At 44.3% G+C, this 23,596-nt stretch carries 21 protein-coding genes; 10 read left to right on the forward strand and 11 right to left on the reverse strand.

Going from position 1 to position 23,596, the window contains the following annotated elements; all coding sequences use genetic code 11:
• Positions 1 to 113: 113 nt before the first annotated feature.
• Both L0991_21440 and L0991_21445 read left to right on the forward strand, forming a co-directional pair.
• Positions 114 to 383: a hypothetical protein gene (locus L0991_21440; GenBank protein XGB64580.1), complete on the forward strand. Its 270-nt coding sequence runs from the start codon at positions 114 to 116 to the stop codon at positions 381 to 383.
• Between the two features lie 31 nt (positions 384 to 414).
• Positions 415 to 1,023 (forward strand): class I SAM-dependent methyltransferase, encoded by a 609-nt coding sequence (locus L0991_21445; GenBank protein ID XGB64581.1) that lies wholly within the window; start codon positions 415 to 417, stop codon positions 1,021 to 1,023.
• A gap of 103 nt (positions 1,024 to 1,126) precedes the next feature.
• Here the strand turns inward: L0991_21445 and L0991_21450 are convergent, their stop codons facing one another.
• Positions 1,127 to 2,299 carry a DUF3541 domain-containing protein gene (locus L0991_21450; protein ID XGB64582.1) on the reverse strand — a complete coding sequence of 391 codons (1,173 nt, stop codon included), beginning with the start codon at positions 2,297 to 2,299 and terminating at the stop codon, positions 1,127 to 1,129.
• A 285-nt stretch (positions 2,300 to 2,584) separates the two neighbouring features.
• On the opposite strand from L0991_21450, the gene L0991_21455 reads away from it, so the two are divergent.
• Positions 2,585 to 3,940, forward strand: coding sequence for a sensor domain-containing diguanylate cyclase (locus tag L0991_21455; protein ID XGB64583.1), 1,356 nt, complete (start codon positions 2,585 to 2,587; stop codon positions 3,938 to 3,940).
• Positions 3,941 to 4,103: 163 nt separating this feature from the next.
• A complete protein-coding gene (locus tag L0991_21460) occupies positions 4,104 to 5,726 on the forward strand; it encodes a DEAD/DEAH box helicase (protein ID XGB64584.1) in 1,623 nt (540 codons plus the stop codon).
• 635 nt (positions 5,727 to 6,361) lie between these two features.
• Here L0991_21460 and L0991_21465 read toward each other — a convergent pair.
• Positions 6,362 to 7,792 carry a DUF3612 domain-containing protein gene (locus tag L0991_21465; protein XGB65434.1) on the reverse strand — a complete coding sequence of 477 codons (1,431 nt, stop codon included), beginning with the start codon at positions 7,790 to 7,792 and terminating at the stop codon, positions 6,362 to 6,364.
• A gap of 268 nt (positions 7,793 to 8,060) precedes the next feature.
• On the opposite strand from L0991_21465, the gene L0991_21470 reads away from it, so the two are divergent.
• Complete coding sequence (locus L0991_21470; protein ID XGB64585.1) at positions 8,061 to 8,660, forward strand: hypothetical protein; 600 nt, start codon at positions 8,061 to 8,063, stop codon at positions 8,658 to 8,660.
• 133 nt (positions 8,661 to 8,793) lie between these two features.
• Here the strand turns inward: L0991_21470 and L0991_21475 are convergent, their stop codons facing one another.
• The 6 genes from L0991_21475 to L0991_21500 all read right to left on the reverse strand — a co-directional run bounded on the left by L0991_21475 (position 8,794) and on the right by L0991_21500 (position 15,607).
• Positions 8,794 to 9,810 (reverse strand): GGDEF domain-containing protein, encoded by a 1,017-nt coding sequence (locus L0991_21475; GenBank protein XGB64586.1) that lies wholly within the window; start codon positions 9,808 to 9,810, stop codon positions 8,794 to 8,796.
• A 422-nt stretch (positions 9,811 to 10,232) separates the two neighbouring features.
• The gene (locus tag L0991_21480; protein XGB64587.1) at positions 10,233 to 10,445 is read right to left on the reverse strand and encodes a cold-shock protein; all 213 of its coding nucleotides are present in this window, start codon (positions 10,443 to 10,445) and stop codon (positions 10,233 to 10,235) included.
• Positions 10,446 to 10,807: 362 nt separating this feature from the next.
• Complete coding sequence (locus L0991_21485; GenBank protein ID XGB64588.1) at positions 10,808 to 12,085, reverse strand: cytosine deaminase; 1,278 nt, start codon at positions 12,083 to 12,085, stop codon at positions 10,808 to 10,810.
• 9 nt (positions 12,086 to 12,094) lie between these two features.
• The gene (codB, locus tag L0991_21490) at positions 12,095 to 13,333 is read right to left on the reverse strand and encodes a cytosine permease (GenBank protein XGB64589.1); all 1,239 of its coding nucleotides are present in this window, start codon (positions 13,331 to 13,333) and stop codon (positions 12,095 to 12,097) included.
• Positions 13,334 to 14,039: 706 nt separating this feature from the next.
• Positions 14,040 to 15,263 (reverse strand): biotin/lipoyl-binding protein, encoded by a 1,224-nt coding sequence (locus L0991_21495; GenBank protein XGB64590.1) that lies wholly within the window; start codon positions 15,261 to 15,263, stop codon positions 14,040 to 14,042.
• Positions 15,257 to 15,607, reverse strand: coding sequence for an MFS transporter (locus L0991_21500; GenBank protein ID XGB64591.1), 351 nt, complete (start codon positions 15,605 to 15,607; stop codon positions 15,257 to 15,259). The genes L0991_21495 and L0991_21500 overlap by 7 nt, the downstream gene beginning before the upstream one ends.
• Positions 15,608 to 15,740: 133 nt before the next feature.
• Here L0991_21500 and L0991_21505 point away from each other — a divergent pair, with 133 nt between their 5' ends.
• Positions 15,741 to 16,748: an AraC family transcriptional regulator gene (locus L0991_21505; protein ID XGB64592.1), complete on the forward strand. Its 1,008-nt coding sequence runs from the start codon at positions 15,741 to 15,743 to the stop codon at positions 16,746 to 16,748.
• A 7-nt stretch (positions 16,749 to 16,755) separates the two neighbouring features.
• Here L0991_21505 and L0991_21510 read toward each other — a convergent pair whose 3' ends face one another.
• Together L0991_21510 and L0991_21515 are read right to left on the reverse strand one after the other, a co-directional pair.
• Complete coding sequence (locus L0991_21510) at positions 16,756 to 17,646, reverse strand: urea transporter (protein XGB64593.1); 891 nt, start codon at positions 17,644 to 17,646, stop codon at positions 16,756 to 16,758.
• A gap of 82 nt (positions 17,647 to 17,728) precedes the next feature.
• Positions 17,729 to 18,388, reverse strand: a complete 660-nt coding sequence (locus L0991_21515; GenBank protein XGB64594.1) for a pyridoxamine 5'-phosphate oxidase family protein — start codon at positions 18,386 to 18,388, stop codon at positions 17,729 to 17,731.
• Between the two features lie 90 nt (positions 18,389 to 18,478).
• Between L0991_21515 and L0991_21520 the strand changes: the two genes are divergently transcribed.
• Positions 18,479 to 19,939 carry a PLP-dependent aminotransferase family protein gene (locus L0991_21520; GenBank protein XGB64595.1) on the forward strand — a complete coding sequence of 487 codons (1,461 nt, stop codon included), beginning with the start codon at positions 18,479 to 18,481 and terminating at the stop codon, positions 19,937 to 19,939.
• A gap of 15 nt (positions 19,940 to 19,954) precedes the next feature.
• On the opposite strand, the gene yjeH is transcribed toward L0991_21520, so the two are convergent.
• Positions 19,955 to 21,220 carry an L-methionine/branched-chain amino acid transporter gene (yjeH, locus tag L0991_21525; GenBank protein ID XGB64596.1) on the reverse strand — a complete coding sequence of 422 codons (1,266 nt, stop codon included), beginning with the start codon at positions 21,218 to 21,220 and terminating at the stop codon, positions 19,955 to 19,957.
• Positions 21,221 to 21,458: 238 nt separating this feature from the next.
• Here yjeH and L0991_21530 point away from each other — a divergent pair, with 238 nt between their 5' ends.
• The 3 genes from L0991_21530 to L0991_21540 all read left to right on the forward strand — a co-directional run bounded on the left by L0991_21530 (position 21,459) and on the right by L0991_21540 (position 23,562).
• The gene (locus L0991_21530; protein XGB64597.1) at positions 21,459 to 21,920 is read left to right on the forward strand and encodes an Lrp/AsnC family transcriptional regulator; all 462 of its coding nucleotides are present in this window, start codon (positions 21,459 to 21,461) and stop codon (positions 21,918 to 21,920) included.
• Positions 21,914 to 22,834, forward strand: a complete 921-nt coding sequence (locus L0991_21535; protein XGB64598.1) for a LysR family transcriptional regulator — start codon at positions 21,914 to 21,916, stop codon at positions 22,832 to 22,834. Before L0991_21530 ends, L0991_21535 begins: the two co-directional genes overlap by 7 nt.
• Positions 22,835 to 22,947: 113 nt before the next feature.
• Positions 22,948 to 23,562 (forward strand): LysE family translocator, encoded by a 615-nt coding sequence (locus tag L0991_21540; protein ID XGB65435.1) that lies wholly within the window; start codon positions 22,948 to 22,950, stop codon positions 23,560 to 23,562.
• Positions 23,563 to 23,596: the final 34 nt, after the last annotated feature.

Here is a 23,596-nt window from a genome sequence, read left to right on the forward strand (position 1 = left end):
CTATATACTTGAATATTATTAGGTTGCGATTAGTCATATGCGGTTTCGAGTAGCGATGTTTGGTACCGATGAACAATAGTGGCAACCAAATTCAACAAATCAAAGGTCTTCCCATGAACATGCGCGTTCTCATTGGTCTTATCACCACCTTCATTGGCTTATTTGCGATGGTTTATCTTATTGCTGGTGGTGAACAGTTTCCTATCTCTCAGTGGCCAAAAGAAGCTTATCTCGGTTTGGTATTTAGTGTTGTCTGGGGCGCGGGTGTAGCAGCATCGGCAGCGTACTTCTTTTCTGCACTGGTGTTCGTCACCGTTGCCGCGGTTTGCTATGCAATTGGCTACAAGATCGGTGGCTTATTTACTAACGACTCTGAAGCCTAGCTAGTCTGACTATGTGGTTGAGTTGCATGTAATGCATTGGCGCGATCGTTTTAAGGTGTATTGGTATCACCGAAAGCAAACCCATCGTTGGAAAGGGAACAAAGCAAAGTCTCTAGGTTGGACCAACGAAGAGAGCCAGTTGTGTCGCTTCGAAGTGATCGCACGCGCTACAGACTTTGAGAAAAAAAGTGTTTTGGACTTAGGTTGTGGTTACGGAGATCTGTTTGAACTACTCGACAGCATTTATCGTATCCAATCATACACAGGTGTTGATCAGCACTCTGGCTTCCTTAAAACGGCCAAGCAAAAGTACACAGAAGCTCGCTGCCAATTTATTGCGGGTGACATGAGCAAGATGCCTCTAGAAACCCATGATGTGGTTATCGCTAGCGGTTCATTGAATTACATTTGTCGAGATTCTGATTACTTGACGAATATGATTACTCGGATGTTTGACCTAGCGAATCAAACCGTCATATTTAACCTTCTTAACTCTAGCCAGTACCCTTCGCGCAATACCTTGATGAGTTATCATCCTCAAGGCGTTTATCGCTTCTGTAAAACGCTGTGTGACGATGTGTCTTTGATTGAGGGTTACACCGAAGGTGACTTCACTATAGTGATGAACAAGGCTGTCTGAGCGTTTTAGCTTTATGCGCGCTATTGATATGTCTCAGGTATTAAAAAGCCGCACGCCTTAAAGGTGTGCGGCTTTTTGGTTTTTGTTGTTTGGCTTAAGTGTTCTATTTATTCTCAACAAGCCCGTAAGGAATCGTTTTAAATACCTTTGGGTTTCCTTTGAAGGTTGGTGCTTCATTCACCTGTTGCCAGTCAAGCAACATGATTGCCAATACGTTGCGGTGCTCTCCGTATTCAAGATCAAAATCACCGGTGATTGAAGGGATCATGCCGCGCTTCTTATCAATCGAGGATTGGATAGCAAGTCGAGTCTTCTCTACCACTGGATCATCTTCAAGGCCTGCCAATAGGAAGGTTAAGCCAACCTCGGCAATAACATCTTCTTTCGCACGCAGCAGGATAGTATCGATGTTCTCTCTAAAGTAATCGTAGATCCATTGGTGTTCTTGTTCGCTGACTTGATGTTGATAGTACTCAGAATCACCGAAGATGACGTGTGTCATGCCGTAAATCTTATTGCCAAACTGTTGGCTAGAGAGCTTTTTATCTTTGTCGTCAGGGTACGCTTTTTTAAAGGTTTCGACGAACTCATCAACGACATCTTGCTCACCCAGTTGGCGCAGCCAATAAACCTGATTAGCGAGCTGAGCAGCCCACGCTTTCACCATGTCTTCATTGGTGACATACCGAGAAAAGTCATAGCGACGAATGATTTCGCGGAGTTTGGCGTCGTTCTTATGCTCTAAACCGTATTCATTGGCACGGGCCATGGAGCCAAGAAGGTCTACGCCAAGGTAGAGGTACTCGGGCATATGTTTGGTAATGTTGTAACGTCGTACACTACGCTCATCGTCGTCGCCGACATAAGAAGCCACTCGTTTTTCTGAATAGAGAACGATCTGCTCCATGGTATGGACGTCATTAGACAGGCTGCTGAGCTTACTTGCCACGCGAGCCATATCGCTCCATACCGCTGCTGCGTATTTATCATCTAATGTTTGACGATACATGCGCAGTCCGTAATGCCCCTCTTTAAAGGCCGGAAGCGTGTAAAGCTGGTTTTCATAGGTCTGACGAATCAAGTCGGCTGATTGTTTGAAAGATTGTTCTTGAGAGTAGAGAGATTCAGCTTGCGATTGAACAGCTGGTACGCTTGTTGCGTTATGGTTCTCTTGTACGTCAACCGCCCCGTTTGTTTCAGAGGAAGCTTGTGCGTGGAACGCAATGGCAACAGAAGTTGATAACAAGGTGCACAGAGTGAGAGTTTTTAACTTCATATGAGTAAAGTACCAAGCTGATTAATCGTGAGTATAAAATAACACTGATGAATCCTTTAATGTAAGGTTTGGGTCAATACAATGTAAGCTTTATAAGGTTCATTTAGGTTTTTTGATTGAGTAATCAGTGTAGTTAACTGGTTATGAGTGATGAATGACTCAATAATGAATGTAGACCAGACTTAAAGTATGGATTTTTAATCGCTTGTCGGCATACTGAAAAAACAAGCCAGAAATGAGCCGATTAAAGGCAGTAAACAGAACAATAGTGTTAGAGGTTCTCGAATGCCAAGTCGTTTTAGCAAGCAGTGGCCTGCCAAAGTATTATCGTTGTTATTCTTCTTTGTTGTCGTGAGTGCAATTGAGCATTTTCACGCCAAGCAATTGACCTTTCTTAAAAATGAATCGTATTCGGTCGCCAAAAAGCAGCTCTCCATTATTCGATCTCGCATAGAAGCGACGATCGTGTCAGACATGTATATTCTCAATAACTTCTCAACACTTGTGACGATCAATCCTAATGGAGACCAAAAAGGTTGGGACCAGATTGCTCAGAACATCATTCGAGATGGCTTCCACATTCGCTTAATCGGCTTGGCTGAGAACGATGTACTTAATTTTGTTTATCCACTGGAAGGCAACGAACAAATCTTAGGTATTGACTATCGAGACCATCCAGTTCAATGGGAGTCGGTTGAGATCGCTCGCAACATAGGTAACACCTTTATTGCGGGTCCTTTTGATCTGTTCCAAGGTGGGCAAGCCTTAATAACAAGAACCCCTATCTTTAGAGATCCTCCTTTTAACCAAAACTATTGGGGCGTATCGAGCGCGGTTATCGACCTAGATGCACTGTTAGAAGATGTAGGTGTTGGCAAAATTGAAAACAAATATAACTTAGCCATTCGCGGTACAAACAGTGCCGGTAAAGATGGTGAGGTGTTCTATGGGACGCAAGAGGTGTTTAGCAATGCCTTTACTACCGAACAGGTTAACTTTCCTTACGGGGGATGGTACTTAGCACTATCGGGTAATGAACATGTGCTAATGGATGTACCTTGGTATCGAATTCAAGCTGTTAGGCTCGTGGGCTACACCATAATGTTGATGCTTGCGATTGCCTTTATTGCGATTTATCGCCTATATCGGATTGCTGATAGCCGCTCTATGCATGACGAGCTAACGATGCTGCCAAACCGCCGTTACTTTATGTATAGCCTTAAGCAAGCATTCAGAACCGTACAGAAACAGCCAACGAAAACCTTTGCAGTAGTGAACATCGATCTCGATGGTTTTAAGGCGATCAACGACACCTACGGGCATGCAGCGGGTGACAAGGTGTTAGTTGAGTGCGCAAAGCGAGTTAAGGGTAAGCTACGTACTTCTGATATTGTCGCACGAATTGGCGGGGATGAGTTCTTGGTTCTGCTACCGCGTATTATTGATGAGCAACATGTGGCATCGATTACCAAAAAACTACAAGATGCAATCTGCGAAACGCCCGTTGTTTACGAGGCGCACTCAATTTATCTCAGAATCAGCGTCGGTTGGGTGATTTATAACGACAGCTACAGTGATGTCGATGGTCTCTTGAAAGCCGCTGATGAAAAAATGTACGACCAGAAGCGTCAGATAACCTAGAGATAATCTTAGTTGCGATTAGAATTTAGTTGCTGAATGTGGGGAAAAGCCTCAGAATACCGCGCTTTGCTCCGTATCAATGATTTGATCAGCAAAAGCTGCAGCGGCACCCTTTTATCATTTGTCGCTCGTACTAAATGTTATTCAACTGAGAAAATAATCTATGAGTTTTACCTCCCTTGGCCTTTCAGAACCAATCCTTAAAGCTATTGAAGCACAAGGTTACGATAAGCCATCACCAATCCAAGAGAAAGCCGTGCCAGCTGTCCTGACGGGCAAAGATGTAATGGCCGCTGCTCAAACAGGGACAGGTAAAACTGCTGGCTTCACGCTACCTATTCTTGAATTGCTATCAAAAGGCCCTCGTGTTCGTCAGAACCAAGTGCGCGCATTAGTATTAACACCGACTCGTGAACTTGCTGCACAGGTGAATGGCAGTGTTGTTAAGTACGGTATCAATCTACCTTTGACTTCGAGTGTTGTATTCGGTGGCGTAAAAATTAACCCTCAGATGCAAAAACTGCGTAAAGGCAGTGATGTGCTGGTGGCAACACCGGGTCGCTTGCTTGATCTATACAACCAAAATGCTGTGCGCTTCGATCAACTTGAGATCCTAGTCCTAGATGAAGCGGACCGTATGCTAGACATGGGTTTCATCCGCGATATTCGTAAGATCTTGGCTTTCTTGCCTAAGAAACGTCAGAACCTACTGTTCTCTGCAACCTTCTCTGATGACATCCGCAGCCTAGCGAAAGGCTTGGTTAATAACCCGGTTGAAATCTCAGTAAGCCCTGCAAACTCGACGGCGAAAACGGTTGAACAGAGCATCTACCCAGTCGATAAGAAGAGAAAGAGCCCAATGCTTGCGAAGCTGATCAAAGACAATGATTGGCGTCAGGTGTTGGTATTTAGCAAAACTAAGCACGGTGCTAATAAACTGGCTCGTTTCCTAGATGAACAAGGCATTACTGCTGCACCTATACATGGTAACAAGAGCCAGGGCGCTCGTACCAAAGCGTTAGAGAACTTCAAAACGGGTAAGGTTCGAGTATTGGTTGCAACTGATATCGCGGCTCGTGGTATTGATATCCCACAATTACCTCAAGTGGTTAACTTCGACCTTCCACACGTATCAGAAGACTATGTACACCGCATTGGTCGTACAGGACGTGCTGGTGAAGTCGGTAAAGCAATTTCATTGGTTTGTGCAGATGAAGTTGGTGAGCTTTTCGGAATTGAGCGTCTGATCCAGCAAGTGTTAGAGCGTCGCGAGCTGGAAGGTTTCTCGCCAGTTAATAAGCTGCCTGAGTCTCGTTTGGATACTCGCCCAATCAAGCCTAAAAAGCCGAAGAAAGCGAAACAACCACGTGAACATGTGGATGGTCAACGCTCGGGTGATAATGCTCGCGGTCATAAGCCTGCAGGCAAGAACAAGCGCCATGTTCCAGGTACAGGTTCTGCGCCAAAACGTAAACCTACACGCGCTAGGAAGCCTGCTGAAAACGGTTCAACTGCTGCGGGTGAAGAGAAGTCAGTAAGAAACAATGGCAGTAACTTCAAGCGTGGGAATACAGGTAAGAAGCCAGCTTCGAACCACTCGAATTCACAAAGTAAGTCAGGTTCACAGAGTCGTTCAGGTTCAAAAAACAATCAAGGTAAGCCGACAGGCTCTGGCAAGGCGAAGAAGTCTGGATACGGTGGTAGTTACGGACCGGGTAAGTCATCAAACAAGCCATCAACAAATAAACCGTCTCGTTCTCGCTCGAAGCCAGCACCTCAAAAGTAAAACTAGCACTATATGAACTGAGGGTAGGGCGCTAAGCTGAGCGTTGTTTCTAGGAAACGTTTCCAGTCTGTGTAGAACCGAATAAACGCGAATATTGATCATCAATGTTCGCGTTTTTTTATGCGTGATGTTCTGAAAAGGAGAGAGCTGGTGGAGGCTAAACCTATTGAATAAACTAAAAAATAGTGATTTGACTCAATGGTAGTCAATTTTTAATGATTGTTTAATAACAACATAATCACTAGCGTTTTTGTTGTTATTTGCAATTTGCAATTCCAGTTTGCAAAACAAACAGGAATTTACGGCTAATACGTGTCCAGATGCGTAGTAAATAGGTGATTTAAAAGTTGGCACGTATGCTGCATTGTTAAAGGTGACCCTTCTTAAGCCGAGGGTCACCTAGCCAACTGACGTTGTTAGTGAACCTTTATTGTTCACACAAAATATATGACCAATCACCCTTTTGTGATTGGTTTTTTTTGCCTGAATTTTAGGTTCTATTTTTGTTTTACTTCTTATTATCTTCCAAAACCAAGCAGACCGAATTATTCATTAACCCTAATTAGCTCAACTTTGCTAAGCAAAACAAGCAGAGCATGAATGCTAAGATCCATGCTCCACTGGTTTCGCTATTATCACTCACCGCACTTTGAATAACAGCTTGGTTGGCGTGGGCACTCTCCGCCTCTGGAGCAGATAAGCCTCGCCTCTGTTTCAATCCCACGTTCAATCCAATTTATATTTAGAATCTTGGCTATTGTCGTGAGATCTTTCTTGATGTTACGTGGGATAGCTACAGAGCCGCCATTATTAACGCATGAAGCCTTAAGCTGCTCTGCTATTTCTCTTGAATTACCGCCTTGGGCATCAATCGCAGGGTTGAGGTCTATGCCTGCACACAATACGCGATTGTTACCCGCTGGATCCGTCATATTGATGGATTCACAACAGTAGATTCTTGGCTCATCTCCCACATTCAAAATGGAGATTTGAGCCGAGCTACCCGCACGGGGCTCAGATAATCGACGGAACACTGCCCAATGTTGACATGGGTCGGCCACCGTTCTCATATTTCCCCAAGGCAGTGGAATCCCGTTCCCGCGGTATACAGCCTTGAGTTTCCCCGGTCCGTAAGCATCAAAGTAGTGCCAGTGAGGGTAGGGCGATACTACCGTCATTCGACGCATCGCAACAGAGGGGGAAACCCCTGCTCTTTTGTGAACGTCGATTTCGTAACCGGTACGGTCAAGCAACTGTCTGAATGGAACTTTAGGGCACAGCAGCGCTCCAGCAAAAAAGCTAGATTCAAAATCTCGCCATGCTTGCAAAATATCTTGAGAGTTGAGTTGGGAGGAGCCTGACACTTGGTTGTCGTCCCAGGTGTTGTTATTACCAACGGACAACACACTCTTTAACCCTTCTTTGCTATGCAAAATGCAATGGCCGATGTACACCGACAAGTCGTATTTCAAACGCGTTGGATACTCCTTGAGGATTTCATTTAAGAAGATGGTACCAGGCGGTTCAAAGAAGGACGTTACCAACTGTTTGGCGTTGATTCCAAGTTCATCGACTACGTCTTGCGGTGTGCGTGTTACCCAGCGGATATTGATTCCGAGGCTTCTAGCGATGTCTATTAGGTCTTCTATGCTGAGGTTGAGTCGTTTTAGACCTACCTCTTCAGCTGCCCGCTCAAGGTCAGGGAAGTGGTTCTGATGGCTCTCTTGGTGGGCCCTAATCAATAGATGTGCGAATTGGCGCCCAGAGATACCTGTTTGCGACAACATCTCTGGTATCGCGATTTGCAGGATGTCGTTAGAGAAAAGGAAGCTAGGCTCAAGAGCCATACCGCTAATCCCGCCTCGATTACCTTTGTCGGGAGCAATGGCCTGCTGTTCTGATTCATCGTCAAGAAACCATGTAGGGCTCTTTTGGAAGACCTGAGCAATGACTTCAAGCATATCGATGCTTGGCACTCGCTTTCCACGTTCGATCATAGAGAGGTAAGAAACGGAAGGCGCATACTCTGGGTTGATTCTAATACAACGCGCAGACAGATCTTCCATCGTTAAATGGTTACGCTTCCTAAGGTTACGTATCTTGGTACCTAGGAAATGTGACTGACGAACTAAACTTTTTGACAAGGCCATATTTGTAAAATTCACATTGTAAAATTTTTGTTGTGAAATTGTATGTAAAAAAGCGCTAATCTACAAACTAAGTAATTCACAAAACGATAAATAAATTAAACGTTCGTTTGGAATAATTGCTCTAGGACACATTTTTGCGTTAAAAATCGGTGGTTTTCACCGGACTAGTCAAGAGGGAAAGACTATGAATATGCTTACATTCGATAAAACAGAAATCCAAAAACAATCAAAGCCATTTATCGCTGAAGCTGTCTTTGCCGTGGAGACAATCAGTGCAAACCAGCAAAATGAGAAGCAAGTGAAAGCAAAGCAACTGCTTGACCGTCTATTTCCTCTTGAGCATGGCTCTCACCAAGACGTAACGAGCTACGTAGTCGATTACCGTCATATCATGGCTTACTTCAAAGACGGACAGCATAGCGGCCTAAAACACCCTAAGCACTTTGTAGCCTACATGGGTGAGAAGAGCGACCCTGATTCAATCTTGTTCCGTGATGGTAGCGGAAGCCACTTAGAAGTGATGTTTGGTTGTCACAAAGGTACTGGTTGCATTGAGTTGGTAGAGATTGATGATATCCAACTGGAATCGTGCACGACATTCGGTCAAGCTCCAACTGAGTCGACGAATACGACTTTACACCAAGAAACTATTGCGGCTATGCGCCACTGGATCAGCCTAGTTAAAGGTGATGAAAAGGGTAAGCCGAAGGCGTGCAGTGAAGATAAAGAATTTAGAGCAAAAAGTGGTGAAGATTACTGCCTTAACTACTGTTTCCAAATTTAAATCCTAGTTCTCAGTTCTCAGAGACAAGAACACAGTAAACAAAAAGCCCCAAAGGTAACGCCTTTGGGGCTTTCTAGTTTTAATTAGTATTCACCACGCGTATTTGGCTCAATCGCCAAGCGAATGATTGCCTTTAAAGAGGCATAACGCGATTACGGCCAAGTGTTTTGGCTTCGTAAAGCAACTTATCTGCGCGCTCAATTAATGAATGCGGTGACTCTCCAGGTTCAAGTTCAGCCACACCGAAAGAAGCGGTAATATTTCCGACTTGTTCACCACTGCGACGGTCTTTAATCGATAGCTTCTCTAACGAACGACGGTTAGTGTCAGCCAGTTGGCGTGCGATGCGTACTGATTTATTCGGCACAATCAGTGCAAATTCTTCACCGCCAAAGCGATAAGCAGAAATGCCTTCACGGCAACTTAGCTTGAGTTTACGAGCGATGCCTTTAAGAACCATGTCGCCAAACAGGTGACCATAGGTGTCGTTGAAGTTCTTAAAATGGTCGATGTCGAGGAGAATCAAACAAAGAGACTGGTTCGCTTCGCAGAGCGTTTCTAAATCGCGGTCGAAAGAGCGACGGTTGTATAGGGTGGTGGTGCTGTCAAACAGTGCGTCTTTCTGTACTTCAACAAGCTGGCTTTTGAGCTTAGAGATTTCAGAGGTCGCTGAGTTGAGCTGAGAATTCAGGAATTGAGTTGAATGACGGATGTTTCGAGACTCAGAAACAAGCTGACGTACTAGAGACATCACCTCGTCGATAGAGAGGCTTTCATTTTCAACGCGAGACAGATCTTCAAAGCTTTTATCGATCATATCCGAGAAAGCCGACGTATCCGTTAGCGTATCATTCATAGAATTTGATACTTCAGATACCAATAGCTCTAAGTTAGCGCGTAGATCATTGATATTGGTTTCTGATTTGCTGGCAACGTAATTGTTGTAAAGCTGTTCACCAACAGCCGGAGGGCAGATGCCATAATGCTCCAGCACGCCATCCATCTCTTTAGTCAGTTGCGGAATCGCATTATCGACATAGGTGTACCAAAGGGCGTAATTTGCAGGTGTGGTCGACACCCTGTTCTTCATCATAAGAGGCACCGCTTTCTTTAGATTAGCGGTGGATTTCTGAAATTCGTCTTTGTTCATTATTTTTACTGCAGATATCAAACCAACTAAAGCCACTTGTGGACAAGGTTAGCGGATTTCGAGGAGCTTTGCTTTAAAAATTATATAATTAATGGATGAGGGTTGGATAAATTACTCATTTTTATTATGAATATCGATTGCGTACTTATAACGGCGATCTAATGGATTGTTCTTTAACCAAATTTTGAGTTATTCACTTTGCAACAGCGATGTAGATGTCAGTACTGAAGCTAGGCAAGGATTTGGAGAAATGACGCTTTAAGTGGGTGAGCCAAAGTGAGTGCGTTTGTTAGAGCAGCGAGTGATTTAAGCGTGGGGTAGAGGGAGTGCTCAGCAGTAGGAGGGGGCAGAAACTTTTCGACAGATACAAAAAAGCGCCGATAAAAATCAGCGCTTTAAAATTCTTTTTAGCTAAATGCTAATTATTGAGCAACAACGTTTGCTGCTTGTAGGCCTTTTTGACCGTTTTCAACTTCGAAAGAAACCTTTTGGCCTTCTTTCAGAGTTTTGAAACCTTCAGAAACGATAGCACGGAAGTGTACGAATACGTCAGCGCCGCCGTTGTCTTGAGAAATGAAGCCGAAACCTTTCTCTTCGTTAAACCATTTTACAGTGCCAGTATTTGTGTTAGACATAATTTGTCCCTTATTCATAAATTTTCTAAATTGTTGATTGCATTCAATGCAATGCGCTGATAATTGAATTATTTAATATTGCTAAGAAATAAGGAAAAACTACTTACAAAAACGGGTAACGATTTTACATGTCAATTTTTTACTATTCATCTAACTTAAATAACTCCGGCTAACAGAGCGAGTGCATGTTAACACAGTCTTTCGAGATGTACACACATTGATTGCGAAATCAGTGTTTTTTTTGTCATACCGTGCGAATCCACAAAAAACACACTGAATTAGTGATAGTTTTATCGCTTCGCACAACACAACAAAAGGAAGCATCTCAGCTTCCTTTTATTCGATAATAATTATAGACGATATTAGCGTTTAAAGCTTACATCTTCCGTTTTATCTAGATTAATTTTGGTCTTCGCTGGTTGTGTCTCTGCGATCACTTTACCGTGACGTACTGAGTACTGCACAGGCACTTGACGACGCACTGCATCAAAACCGTTTTCAGCAGGAAGAATCAGTAGGCTACCAGGTTTACCTTCTTCGATACCGTAGTTGTCTTGAATATTCAGTGTGCGAGCAGAGTTTTTGCTAATCAAATCAAGCGAGTTGTTGATTTGGTCGTAGCCCATCACTTGAGTTACATGCAGGCCCATATGCAGTACTTGAAGCATATTTGCTGTGCCTAGTGGGTACCATGGGTCAAAGACATCATCGTGGCCAAAACAAACGTTTATGTTGGCAGCTAGCATCTCTTTAACGCGAGTTACGCCGCGACGTTTCGGGTAATCATCGAAACGACCTTGTAAGTGAATGTTCACTAATGGGTTTGCAACGAAGTTGATGCCAGACATTTTCAACAGGCGGAATAGGCGAGATGCGTAAGCACCATTGTAAGAGCCCATTGCTGTTGTATGGCTTGCTGTTACCTTTTCACCCATTTCGAACTTGTGAGCTAGGGCTGCAAGTGTCTCAACAAAACGAGATTGCTCGTCATCGATTTCATCACAGTGAACGTCAATCAAGCAGTCGTATTTACGTGCAAGTTCAAATACATAGTGTAAAGATTCAACACCGTATTCACGAGTGAACTCAAAGTGAGGAATAGCACCGATAACATCAGCACCGATCTTTACCGCTTCTTCTAGAAGTTCTTTGCCGTTCGGATAAGAAAGAATGCCTTCTTGAGGGAATGCGACGATTTGGATATCGACCCATTCTTTCATCTCTTCACGCACTTCAACCATCGCTTTTAGCGCGACTAACGTTGGATCAGACACGTCTACGTGAGTACGAACGTGTTGTACACCGTTGGCAATTTGCCATTTCAAAGTTTGCTTCGCACGTGACTTAACATCTTCAATTGAAAGCAGTTCTTTACGCTCAGCCCAACGCTCAATACCTTCAAACAAGGTACCAGAGATATTCCAGTTAGGCTCACCAGCTGTCTGAGTTGTGTCTAGGTGAATGTGCGGTTCACAGAAAGGAGAAACCGCAATGCCGCCTTGTGCATCAAGAGTTTCGCCCTGATGGTTGATTTGCGCGTCATTATCGAGAATGCGAGAAAATTGACCATTTTCAATCAGAATCTGTTTCAAGCCTTCTTGGCCTTGAAGTTTTGCGTTCTTGATTAATAAGGTTGTCATAGTGTGTCCTTAAGCGGCCTGAGATTTCAGAGCTTTTTTATTCAATAGAGGGTTTAGCACTAGGTAACTGATAGCACCGCCTAATACTGCGTTCAATGGAACAACGCCAGGAAGGAAGTGACCTGCTGCTACGCCTGTTGCAACCGCGATAATGCCAGCCCAGTTAACGGTTTGGAACTCCGCATTTGCAAAATCTTTGTAACGCTTACGGTTCGCGAAGAAGTCAGCGATGATTACGCCGCCAATTGGTGGAATCGCTAGCGAAAGGAACGTTAGCCAGCCAACGAAGTTGTTGTATAACCAAAGTGCGAAAATGGTACCGATAATGCCGTTGATGATAGACATTGTAGTACTTGAGCGACCGGTGATGTTTGAGAAGCCTAGACCTGATGCGTAAAGTGCGTTTTCGTTAGTCGTCCAGATGTTTAAACCTAGTACAATAATCGCCGGAAGTAGAAGACCTTGTGCGATCATGACATCAGAAATATCAGCTTGGCCTGTAGCAGCAGCACCGGCTGCGCCGAAGATGAACATCAGTGAGTTACCGATGAAAAATGCGACCATAGTAATGAGTACCGCACTTGCTGGTTTCTTACCGAAGCGCACGAAGTCAGCCGTTAATGTACCTGCACTAACAAATGAACCCACAACCATCGCTAGCGCAACAGAGAAGTCCATTGGTGTTTCTGGCTTGATAAGCTGTAGCTGTTCTAAACCACCTACGCTGTCTACCGCTGTCAGCACAGAGTAACCGCCTAGAATTGCGATAGCAGGAACGGCAACCGCTGAAAGTACCATTAGCGCCTTGATGCCGAAGTACACTGTACCTGTCATTAACAAGCCCGATACGATGATTAGTGTGTTGGTATCGATACCTGTCGCTTTTTGTACCGGAATTGCAAACATAGCCACACCTACGCCAAACCAACCGACTTGTGTGCCGCCAAGTAGGGCTGAAGGAAGCCATGAGCCTTTGGTACCGAAAGAGAAACGAGCTAGGAGGTGAGTTGAGAGGCCAGTAGATGAGCCGATGTAGCCAAGAAAAGAAGTGTAAATACCGAGAATTAGGTTACCGATGAGAACGGCGAGGAAGAAATCGTTGAATGAAAGGCCTGTCCCGAGTGAACCACCTGTCCACATACTTGCAGAGAAGAAAGTGAGTCCAAGCATTACCATGGTGAGTGAAGCAACTCCTTTCCTAGCCGATGTTGGAACCGGCCCTAGACTGTAGTTATTATCAGCAGCCATTTTTTAACCTCCGCAAATGATCAAAATTAAAATTAACGGTCGCCATATTGCAGGCAAACGTGCGCATTATGGTGATATAAATCACATAGTCAATGCTAAATTTGTCAATAGTCAGTCGTTAAAACCAGTTTTGGCTCAAATTTTCATATAAAACATAAGGTTATTTTTATGAATTATTTCATAGAAATTAATAGAAAACGTTTTCTATCACTTGTTGGTGGCTAACAAGGTGTAGGTTGAGTATGAATGTTGATTGTTATTATTATGAATGGTTGTCTGTATACAGGAAATGCAAGCTTGGTAAACGATAGGTAAAAAAATAGCCAATCGCAATAACCGCGATTGGCTTATATATTTTGTGAACAAGTATAGGTTCACTAACAACGTCAGTTGGCTAGGTGACCCTCGGCTTAAGAAGGGTCACTGAATACATTGCAGTTAGTGTGCCAACTCTAATAACCTTGATTATCGGCTGTTTGATAGCAATTTGGTGCGTATTTAAGCGCCTTCTTAGCATTTTGAAATTGGCTTTTTGCGTAATGCAAGTGCATTTTGCGAATTGGTGTTGACTTGCGGCAAATAGTAGGGGGAGTTCAAGCTGTTGGCTCTTCTTTCTGAGTTAAGCTTATTGATTTGTATTCAAGAAACGAAAAGCCCGAGTGATCAATGATCACTCGGGCTTGGTATTTCTAATCCATAAAGGTGGTTAGATAGAGTAGAAGAAGTACAGCTGAGACTTCATTCTGATGATGATGCCACGAATAACATCGAGGAAGGCCATAAAGCTAATTGGCTTCTCACCACTAACCCAAGCAAGACCTACTGAGCCAACAGGGATGTCGTAACCTTCTGTTTCATCAATCTTCAAGCGAACGAAGTGGTGCTTGTTCTGAAGGTTTCGACCTGTGGTTACTCGAACCTGTTCATCGATGCCTAATAAGCTGGCTTGTGCCTCACCCGTTGCTTCCACAATTCCTTCAACTGTCGCAGAGAAGATTTTCCCCGGGTATACCGCTGTTGCGAACTCCGCAGGCTGACCGACTTTGATGTTGCGAATCGCTTGGTGGTTTACTCTCATTAACACGTATTTCTCTTCGGTATACATTTGTATACGAGGCATCATCGAAACACGTTGCCCTTCACGAAGAATAAAGTTGGTAACAAAGCCATCTGATGGCGCCGTTACTTTCGTGCTATTCAAGTCCCACTGTGCTTGTGCCAACGTGGCTTTTGCAGAGTCGACCTCGGTTTGTTTCTTACTTACATTGGTTTCGGCTTTGTGAATGTTTAATTTGGCGTTCTCTGCATCTACCTCTTTTTTACTCAACTGAGATTCAAGCGTAGTGACGTTGTGTGTTGCTAAGTCCACCTTTGCGGTTTGTTGGTCGATGTCAGACTCCGTAATGGTGTGTTCAACCACACTGTTTTGTTTTTGATAACGATCCAGTGTCTTAGACTGCAAAACTAAGTCGGTCTTTGCTGATTCAATTTGTGCTATCGAAGCTTTGATGTCTTCAAGCGCTGATTGGTAGCTGACTTTTGCAATGGTGACTTCTTGGCGAGCTGTGTCTAACGCTACCTCTGCTGACTCAAGTTGAACCTTCGCCTTATCTCGAGCGATCACATATTTGGTGTCGTCAATCTCATAGATCAACTGACCTTCAGCTACGTCTTGGTTTGGGTGAATATGAACTTTCGTGGTTTTTCCCGTCACATTAGTTGAATCTGGACGCAATTGAATATGTGGCGATTGAACGACGGAACCACCTGAGAGGTCCATCGGCGTAAAGTTAATCAGTCCGACCCACACAAACAGCAACCAAGAAGTACCACCAAGGTACGCAAAGGCTTTCGTCCCTTTATTCCAAGGCATGCCAATCAGCCTCAGTAAATAAATGAACAGTGCCCAAATAGCTAAGCCTTCTAACATGCTTGCTTCTCCTCGTCTTTGTTATCAGCGTTACTGGTTTCTTTCGGTGTTGCGGGGGCTTTCCATGTATCCCTAAGGTTGATGATTGCTTTTTCCATATCAACGAATGCCAAAATGACGGCGAGTACCCACACCCAGTGCCATATAAAGCCAATCCAAGTGAGTGCGGTGATCAAACCAAGTTGTTGATGCTCTTTACTGTGAGCCTTGTTGATCGGTAGTTCATGGACACGCCAGAACCCGTAACATGCAGCTGCGATCGTTGCGACGAGTACAACACCTGCAACCACATGTAGCACTGTGTCAGCGCCAGTTCCAACAAATGGGACACTTACTAAACTCATTGATATACCCTAGGTTAAATTGAGCGCTGAGTGTGATTGATATCAGATTTATAGGTTGCAAATTTACTAATTACTTTAATAATGGCACTTATATGAGGTGATCTGTAATTGTGTTGGCTGGGGTTTGCGACGAATGAATAATTGTAACTTCTTAAGAGCATTAGGAATTTTAGGTATATATCAGTACGCAGCGGTTAATCGTGAGCTAGATATGGATTCTTTAGGTATTCCCGAATCGGTATTTGCTAACGCTATGAACCTAATTCCGGTCAATGAAGTGGACAAATGGTATAGCTTACTTGAGCAGAAAACGGATGATCCAGACATCATCTTAAAGCTTGCTGATAGAGTCGATATCGAAAAGTTAGGCCCACTTGCTAACTGGTTTTTCTCCGGACATGACCTAGCTTCGACCATTCGACGCGTTAACATCGGGCTGCATTGTTTGCAGTCGGGTGCTTTCTTATATGGGGCGCAAGTGGGTAACTTGATTAAGTGGTGTTATGACAACCCTGAATACTCCGAGACTGGCAAGGTACACGATTCAGTACGTGTTGCGATCTTTATGATGAAAATATTAAGGCGTTATCTCGGGCCTGATTTCGTGCCTTCTGCGGTTTCTATTGCCGGACATCGAGAAAATACTGAGCTTTATCACGAGTACTTTGGTTGCAATATTCAGTGGGGACAACCGAGAACTGAAGTATGGATACCGAGTAAATCTAGGTTATCTATGAATCACTCGCCGTCAGAAGGGAAAATGAGTTTAGCGATGAATTTCCATGATTTAGACAACTATCTCAACATGCCAGACGCAGGTGATGAACATAAGGTGACCTATGAAATGATCAACTATAGTCGCCATTTTGGCTTACCAACGTTGAATAAGGTGTCGAGCTTACTTGGTTTATCTGAGCAGCAGTTTCAGCGACGACTGCACAAATTAGGGGTTAACTTTTCAACTATTATGGGTTACGCATTGAGTAACGTTGCCGTTGAGTTGCTGAGTTATTCATTGCCGGTTGAAGAGGTGGCGAGACGCCTCGGCTATACCAACGTGGCAAGCTTTACGCGGATGTTCAAAAAGCACCGTGGCTTGACTCCAAAGCAGTATGTCGAAAGGTTTAGAACCGGCTTATAGAGCGATATCAGGTGTGTTGTTTGCTCGATAAGTACACCATGACCCAAGTGCTGAGAATGAAAGGTGCGGTTAGCGGCAGTAAGTTAAGAGTGTGGAATATGAGTGTAACGAGGCAACTAAACACACCGCCTAATATCACCCAACCCCATGAAACTCTTGGATAGAGAATCAGTGCGAGTGTCGCGAGCACAGCATTGTATCCATATAGCCCTTGAGCGATCAGTTCGCCATCTGCGCCAATTACCTCACTAAACAGAGTACTGATGGCTACTGCCAACACTACCCAAATAGCGTTTCGGATGTTGTTGAGCATGATCGCTACTAAAATAATCAACCCCGTCCATGCATTGTTGATAAAGCTGACTTGGCTGACTCCTTTTAGCATGGTCACGATAAAAGGGGGTAGGTGAGCCTCTAAATTTGTCGCTGTGTGGATGTGTGCAGTTTGCTCATCGACAGAAGGAGAAAATACCGATAGATCCAAGCTCCACTGAGCCACATAAATTAACCAAGATGTTATGACGAAAGCGCTGGTATAGCCGAGGTACTTTTTAAAGCCAAATACCACGGTTGCTATGGGTACAGTGAACAGTGCACCTAAGAAGGTAACTATCACCAAGACGGGTGTGATCCCAAATATATTACCGATAAACAGTGCGAAAAGTGCACCATTCAACGCATACATTCCATTATTGATGTTGTCGATTGGCTTCCTGCTATAGCAAGCAAACACATAACTGCTCGCTGCGCCGAATAGTGTGAGGGCTGAGAGGGGAAGGGATTCGACTGAGATGGCAATCAGAAATAAAACAGACGTGATGATTGTTGGAGTGAAGTAGACTTGCCCAATACCATTGAGCAAGCCTTGATGATGTTGAAAGTCCTTATTCGTCTGCATCGCTCGGCTACGTTATTTACTGATGTTAAATTTTTGATAATCAGATTGTATACAATTTTAACGCGTTGGCCATTTCGGTCTGTTAATTTTGATACCAGCGTTCACCATAAGCTTGTTGATAATCTGGTTTTTCAATGAGCCCCTCTTGCTCGGGTACAGTTTCTAGTGGCCCCACAACGGTTCGATAGGGAAGTACACCCGCCCATACAGGGATATCCATATCTGCTTTGTCGTCATTCACACCATGCTTACCAATTTTTACTGATGCTTCGGTTAGCGGTATCGCCAATAACTCAGTTGCGGTGAGCTCTTTTTCATTGCTCAGCCTAACCTCGTCGGTTCTTCCTGGAGCTATCTGCTCAATGAAGATATTCAGCAAGCGATCCTTTTCTTGATTGTCGTCAACGACTGAAAATGATCCAAGTACCACAGCAGAACGATAATGGGCGCTATGATGAAAGGCTGAGCGAGCCAAGACCCAGCCATCAAATAATGTGAATGTTAAACAGGTTGGCTCTCCCTTCTTAAGCCCTTTTAGTAGGCGACTGTTTTTGGCGCCATGGATATAGACCATGTCATCGACTCGCCACGCGAGCATCGGTATCACCATCGGGCCTTGTTCACCTTGTAGTGCAATGTGCGCGATTAAGCTTTCATCAATGATCTGATGCAGTTTCTCTTGTTCAAATACGGCTTTGTGAGCCCCTTTTTTAATCGTGGTTCTTTTCGTGTTGGATAACATAATCGCTCCTTAATCATTGCCTTTTGATTAATGTAGCGATTAACTGGTCTATTAAATAGAGCCACTTTTAAACACTATTTGGATCCAGTTATGCAGCCTATCGATGTCGGTGACCTACAACTCAGTGAGCAACATGACACGCGTCAAACCGCTTTATTCCATGCGATCAGAGAGAAGATCGTTCAAGATTTATGGAGTAAAGGCAGCAAGTTACCTTCAACACGTAAATTGGCTGTTGAGTTGTCGGTGAGCCGAAATACCGTGATCTACGCTTATGAGCAGTTAGTCACGGAGGGCTATATCGAAAGCCGAAAAGGTTCCGGTTTTTATGTGTCGGTCGAACAGCCTGAACATTTTTTGAATTCCTCTCAACCTAACCTTGTGCAAATGACTAGTCAGGTGGCAACGCAGGCCGAGGTAGCACGTAGGAACATAGCGACAGCGCTGGATATCAATGGTGGCTTTGCCCCTGGAGTGCCTGATCTCAACGTTTTTCCTTTTGCGAAATGGCAAAGGCTACTGCAGCGGCATTCAACGCGTCAAAATATTGCAGGCAACCAAGATGTCCAAGGAAGTCTGGCCTTGCGAGATGCGCTCAGTGGGTATCTTGCAAGTAGCCGATCTGTTCGTTGTCATGCTGATCGAATTCTTATCACCGCGGGGGCGCAGCAAGCGATTTCCATTGGTTTGATGGCAACGCTGATGACTGGGGACGAGCTATTGATGGAAGAACCTGGTTATCGACAAGTCCATAAAATTGTTGATCTGTTAAAGCTCAAATTAGACGGTGTGGCGGTGCGAGAAAAGGTTGGGCTTGATATCGATAAAGTTCTTTCCAGTAAAGCCAAGGCTTTGTATGTCACCCCAAGTAATCAATACCCTATGGGGACTACGCTTAATACCGAGCAGCGCCTAAAACTGATTGATTGGGCAAACAAAAACCAATCTTGGATCATAGAGGATGACTATGACAGTGAGTTTCAGTTCGCACACCGACCATATACCAGTATGCAAGGGTTGGCAGGCAAGCTTGGTTTGGATGACCGAATCATCTATGTCGGCTCACTAAGTAAGGTGATGTTCAATGGCCTGCGCTTGGGGTATTTAGTGGTCCCTGAGCACTTGGTTACTAAGTGTCTCGAGATAAAAGATGCGCTCAGTGGAGACACCGCAAGCCATACGCAAGAAGCATTGGCTGATTTTGTTCGTGAAGGCGATTTATTACGACACATTAGGAAGATGCGTCGTTCGTACAAACTCAAATACGAAGCGATGATCGATGCCATTGAAAGTGAGTTTAATGGTGACCTTGAGGTGATAAGCCAAGCGGCGGGACTGCATGTCACCGTCAAATGGAATGGTGGCATTTCTGAGCATGAATGGAGCCGAAGAGCTGAACTCGACAATATTATTATTCGACCATTTTCTTTTTACGAATATGGCTCGAGTGTTGAGCGCGATTGGAATGGAGCGTTATTGGGTTTTGGGAATATTCGTTTGGCAGAAATAAAGCCGAAGATCAAAGCGATCGCTCGGCTTTTTTATCAGTAAAGGTATCTGTAGTTCTTATAACTTATCGATAGAAACGGTGGGTTTACCGAACCACTTTTGCCAAGGGAGTGACAATGTCACAAAAATCGTCACAGCATACAGCATGGACCAACTTAGGCAGATAAACACGATAGTGCAGATAACTAACGAAAGCATCGCCGTGTATCTAGATGTACCTTTCAGAAGTCGGCAAGCAGCTAGCATTGCGAGTAGATAAACCAGAACAAATATACCGTTAGCGAGCTTTAGAAAGAACTCAAGATCTAGATTGGACAGTTCGCCAATCACACATGAAATCAGTGCGATAACGCCGATTGCTAACGTTGGGTATAGTGGCACTCCGCGGCTATTGAGTTGTGCCATTTTGCCATCAGGTCGATGCTGACGAGCCTGAGCCCAAACCATTCGTGACAAGCTTTGTGTGTATAGATTTAGGCTAGCGAAACAGGCAAAGAAACCAAGCACACTGATGACAGCCTTAAATCCATTCCCAAACAGTTTTTCAGTTACCCATGGGATTGATGCAGCGTCAAATTCCGCTGAGCCATACGCACCTAGCTTTAGGATTACCACTGAACAGGCCCAATACACTAAGCCAGCTACGAAACAACCAACTATGATAGCAATTGGGAAGTCCCGTTGAGGGTTCTTGAATTCTTCCCCCATATGAGCAAAAGCTTCGATTCCGACAAAGCACCAAAACATCACTGCCAGTGCGGCGCCGATAGACCACATAGAGTCAGAGGATAGGCTAGGTATCGCTATATCGGAGACAGTGATCTCTGCCTTCCAAACGAAAGCGCTGATTAAGGCAAAGATTGACAGGGCAATCACGGTTTGCAGGCGGCCTGAAGACTTACTGCCCATCAAGTTGACCACAATCAGTAGTGCTACGGTAAAAAATTGAGCGCCGAGTGGTGTGTCGAGCGGAGCCGGTAATAATTGTTGGGCAAAGCCGCCAGCTAACGCGATAGCCGCAGGAATACCCACGGGCACTACACTAACAAACAACCAAGCAACACTCGTTTCCAACTTTTCACTAAATGCTTGGCGAACAAAATAGGCAGTGCCTCCCGCGTTCGGGTAGCGTTTACCTAGCGCGGCGAAAGTGAGAGCAATAGGGCAAATGGCGATAAACAGGATTAACCAGGCTAACAGTGATAATTGACCTGCAATACCTGCCGCGATAGCGGGAATCATAAATAGCCCAGTACCAAGCAAGGTCGTTGAAAGTTGCCCGATACCGGACATTAGCGTGATTTCTTGTTTTAGCTGGGTCATTCGCTCTCCTAGCCTGTGACGATTTTGATCTGGAAATGGAAAAGAGTGTGAATAAAAGCATACATTGTCGTCATCAATAATACAGCTAGCGAAACGTCGTAAGCCGCCGTCATTTTAACGGTATTTCGTGGATTAAGTGTCAAAGTGTCGGCTGACCTAACCAGCGACTGTTATAAGTTCAAGAGTTGTGTCAAATTAGGCGTGATAAATAGAACAATAAATGGGAAGAATCAAAAGCATGGATAAATTTGATCGCCAAATTTTGGATATCCTAAAAAGCAATGCTCGTTGCTCAGTGAGCGATATTGCGAGAGAAGTGAGCCTCTCTCGTTCGGCGGTGAATGCGCGAATTAAGAAGTTGGAAAGCGACAAAGTCATCAAAGGATACTGCGCTTTGGTTGATGAGCCCAACCAAACGAAAAACGTATGCGCTTATATTTCGTTGAAGTTCGACCTGTCGAGCAGTGACCATAGCTGCGAATCTTACGCAAACCAAATTCATGGTATTGACGGTGTGCAATGGTGCCACTCAATTAGTGGAGAGACCGATATGATGCTGTATGTCGAGGTCGAGAGTATGGAACGTTTAAATCAAGTTCGCGATCAGCTGCAAAGCTATCCAGAGCTGCGCCATCTAATGACTCATACTGTGTTGACCGAGTTTTTTAACAAGCTGAATCCGACGGTACATTCATGCTAGGCAATATCAACTTAAACCTACTGCGTTCATTGCATGTCCTTCTTGAAGAGTGTCATGTGAGCCGAGCTGCGCAACGCCTGCATATCACACAATCAGCGGTGAGCCGTCAACTTAGCCAGTTACGAGATTTATGTGGTGACCCTCTATTAGTCCGTGATGGTAATAAGCTGGTGCCAACCAATCGAGCTATTTTGCTTAAAGAGAAACTCGATGACCTACTCGGTGAGTTTGACCACTTGCTAGATGACAAACCATTTGAACCTCAAGAGTGGCAGGGTGAGTTTGTATTGTCTTCTAGTGACTATGTTGCTCAGTATATTTTGCCGGTGATTGTTGCCGAGGTATCGGCAGACGCGCCGAATATCAATTTGGCCTACCGTTTGTGGCAGCCAAACTACCTTGAATCACTCAATGAATCAGGAATCCACTTGGCTTCCAGCATGTTTCCTAAAAAGCCGGATCATGTATCGAGCATAAAGCTTGGAGAGGACAAATCGGTGTGTTTAATGCGCAAATCACACCCATTGGCTCAGAAAGAGGCGTTGAGCTCCGAAGATATTGTCCAGTACTCTCATATCAAGGTGACTGGAGGAGGGGACAAAGACAGCTACGCCGATATTGCATTGAAAAAGCAAGGGCTTAAACGCAGAGTGGCATTTAAGGTTCCTTTCTTTTCATCGGCAAGTAACGTGTTAATGCAAGACGATTATTTGATGATCGTACCGGAACACATCGCCTATAACCTAGGTAGGCATCTTGAGGTTAAGTATTTTCCATTGCCATTCGAAACCGAAATGCACACCTATTGGTTAATGTGGCACCCGAAGTACGACAACGACTCTGCACATAAATGGGCTCGAGAAAAGGCGTTCAAGGCAATGCAAAAGTCGAGTTACAATATCAGTATGACTTGAAATTATACCTATGATGATTATCTTTGATTTCAAATAATACCAAGTGATAATTATGCTAACTATCAATGGTAGAGCGTTCAACAAGAACGCATGGTTTGACTAGGAATGGAATGATGACGGTAACAATTTGGTTTTCTTTATTGGCGATTTGCCTATTGGGAGCAATGTCTCCGGGGCCAAGTTTAGCAATGATCGCTAAACACAGCTTAGCTGGTGGTCGTATTAACGGGCTTATCGCTGCTTGGTCACACGCTGCGGGTATTGGTATTTATGCTTTTGCAACCATCGTAGGCTTAGCAGTGGTATTGGAGCAATCTCCAACGTTATTTAAAGGTATTAGCTTGGCGGGTGCAGCTTATCTGTTGTACTTGGGAGTCAATGCTCTGCGTTCGAAAGGTGGTGTAGCTGCCAAATTAGAAGCAGGTGAACAGATGAGCTACATGCAGTCTGCTCGTGAGGCTTTCTTGATCTCTATCTTGAGCCCTAAGATTGCACTGTTCTTCATCGCTCTGTTTAGCCAGTTTGTCGCGCTTGGCAATGAGCTGACCAACCAAGTGATTATTGTTTCGACCCCACTGATTGTTGATGGCCTATGGTACACCTTCATCACCTTGGTGCTATCTAGTCCTCTCATTGTTGAACGAATCCGTTCAAAAGCGCAGTTGATTGATCGACTTTCAGGTATCGTTTTGATTTTGCTTGCTGTGCGTGTGGTGTGGACCATTTAGCGTTAAACAACCGACTCGAAATAAAAAGAGATGT

Origin of the sequence: Vibrio chagasii (assembly GCA_041879415.1) — a bacterium.
Lineage (GTDB): Bacteria > Pseudomonadota > Gammaproteobacteria > Enterobacterales > Vibrionaceae > Vibrio.

Coding starts and splice junctions, on each gene's coding strand:
- L0991_21475 (XGB64586.1), bottom strand. CDS start 9,810: ATGAACAAAGACGAATTTCAGAAATCCACCGCTAATCTAAAGAAAGCG.
- L0991_21440 (XGB64580.1), top strand. CDS start 114: ATGAACATGCGCGTTCTCATTGGTCTTATCACCACCTTCATTGGCTTA.
- L0991_21510 (XGB64593.1), bottom strand. CDS start 17,646: ATGCAGACGAATAAGGACTTTCAACATCATCAAGGCTTGCTCAATGGT.
- codB (XGB64589.1), bottom strand. CDS start 13,333: ATGGCTGCTGATAATAACTACAGTCTAGGGCCGGTTCCAACATCGGCT.
- L0991_21530 (XGB64597.1), top strand. CDS start 21,459: ATGGATAAATTTGATCGCCAAATTTTGGATATCCTAAAAAGCAATGCT.
- L0991_21535 (XGB64598.1), top strand. CDS start 21,914: ATGCTAGGCAATATCAACTTAAACCTACTGCGTTCATTGCATGTCCTT.
- L0991_21520 (XGB64595.1), top strand. CDS start 18,479: ATGCAGCCTATCGATGTCGGTGACCTACAACTCAGTGAGCAACATGAC.
- L0991_21450 (XGB64582.1), bottom strand. CDS start 2,299: ATGAAGTTAAAAACTCTCACTCTGTGCACCTTGTTATCAACTTCTGTT.
- L0991_21465 (XGB65434.1), bottom strand. CDS start 7,792: ATGGAAGATCTGTCTGCGCGTTGTATTAGAATCAACCCAGAGTATGCG.
- L0991_21460 (XGB64584.1), top strand. CDS start 4,104: ATGAGTTTTACCTCCCTTGGCCTTTCAGAACCAATCCTTAAAGCTATT.
- L0991_21445 (XGB64581.1), top strand. CDS start 415: ATGCATTGGCGCGATCGTTTTAAGGTGTATTGGTATCACCGAAAGCAA.
- L0991_21455 (XGB64583.1), top strand. CDS start 2,585: ATGCCAAGTCGTTTTAGCAAGCAGTGGCCTGCCAAAGTATTATCGTTG.
- L0991_21515 (XGB64594.1), bottom strand. CDS start 18,388: ATGTTATCCAACACGAAAAGAACCACGATTAAAAAAGGGGCTCACAAA.
- L0991_21540 (XGB65435.1), top strand. CDS start 22,948: ATGACGGTAACAATTTGGTTTTCTTTATTGGCGATTTGCCTATTGGGA.
- L0991_21470 (XGB64585.1), top strand. CDS start 8,061: ATGAATATGCTTACATTCGATAAAACAGAAATCCAAAAACAATCAAAG.
- yjeH (XGB64596.1), bottom strand. CDS start 21,220: ATGACCCAGCTAAAACAAGAAATCACGCTAATGTCCGGTATCGGGCAA.
- L0991_21485 (XGB64588.1), bottom strand. CDS start 12,085: ATGACAACCTTATTAATCAAGAACGCAAAACTTCAAGGCCAAGAAGGC.
- L0991_21505 (XGB64592.1), top strand. CDS start 15,741: ATGAATAATTGTAACTTCTTAAGAGCATTAGGAATTTTAGGTATATAT.
- L0991_21500 (XGB64591.1), bottom strand. CDS start 15,607: ATGAGTTTAGTAAGTGTCCCATTTGTTGGAACTGGCGCTGACACAGTG.
- L0991_21495 (XGB64590.1), bottom strand. CDS start 15,263: ATGTTAGAAGGCTTAGCTATTTGGGCACTGTTCATTTATTTACTGAGG.
- L0991_21480 (XGB64587.1), bottom strand. CDS start 10,445: ATGTCTAACACAAATACTGGCACTGTAAAATGGTTTAACGAAGAGAAA.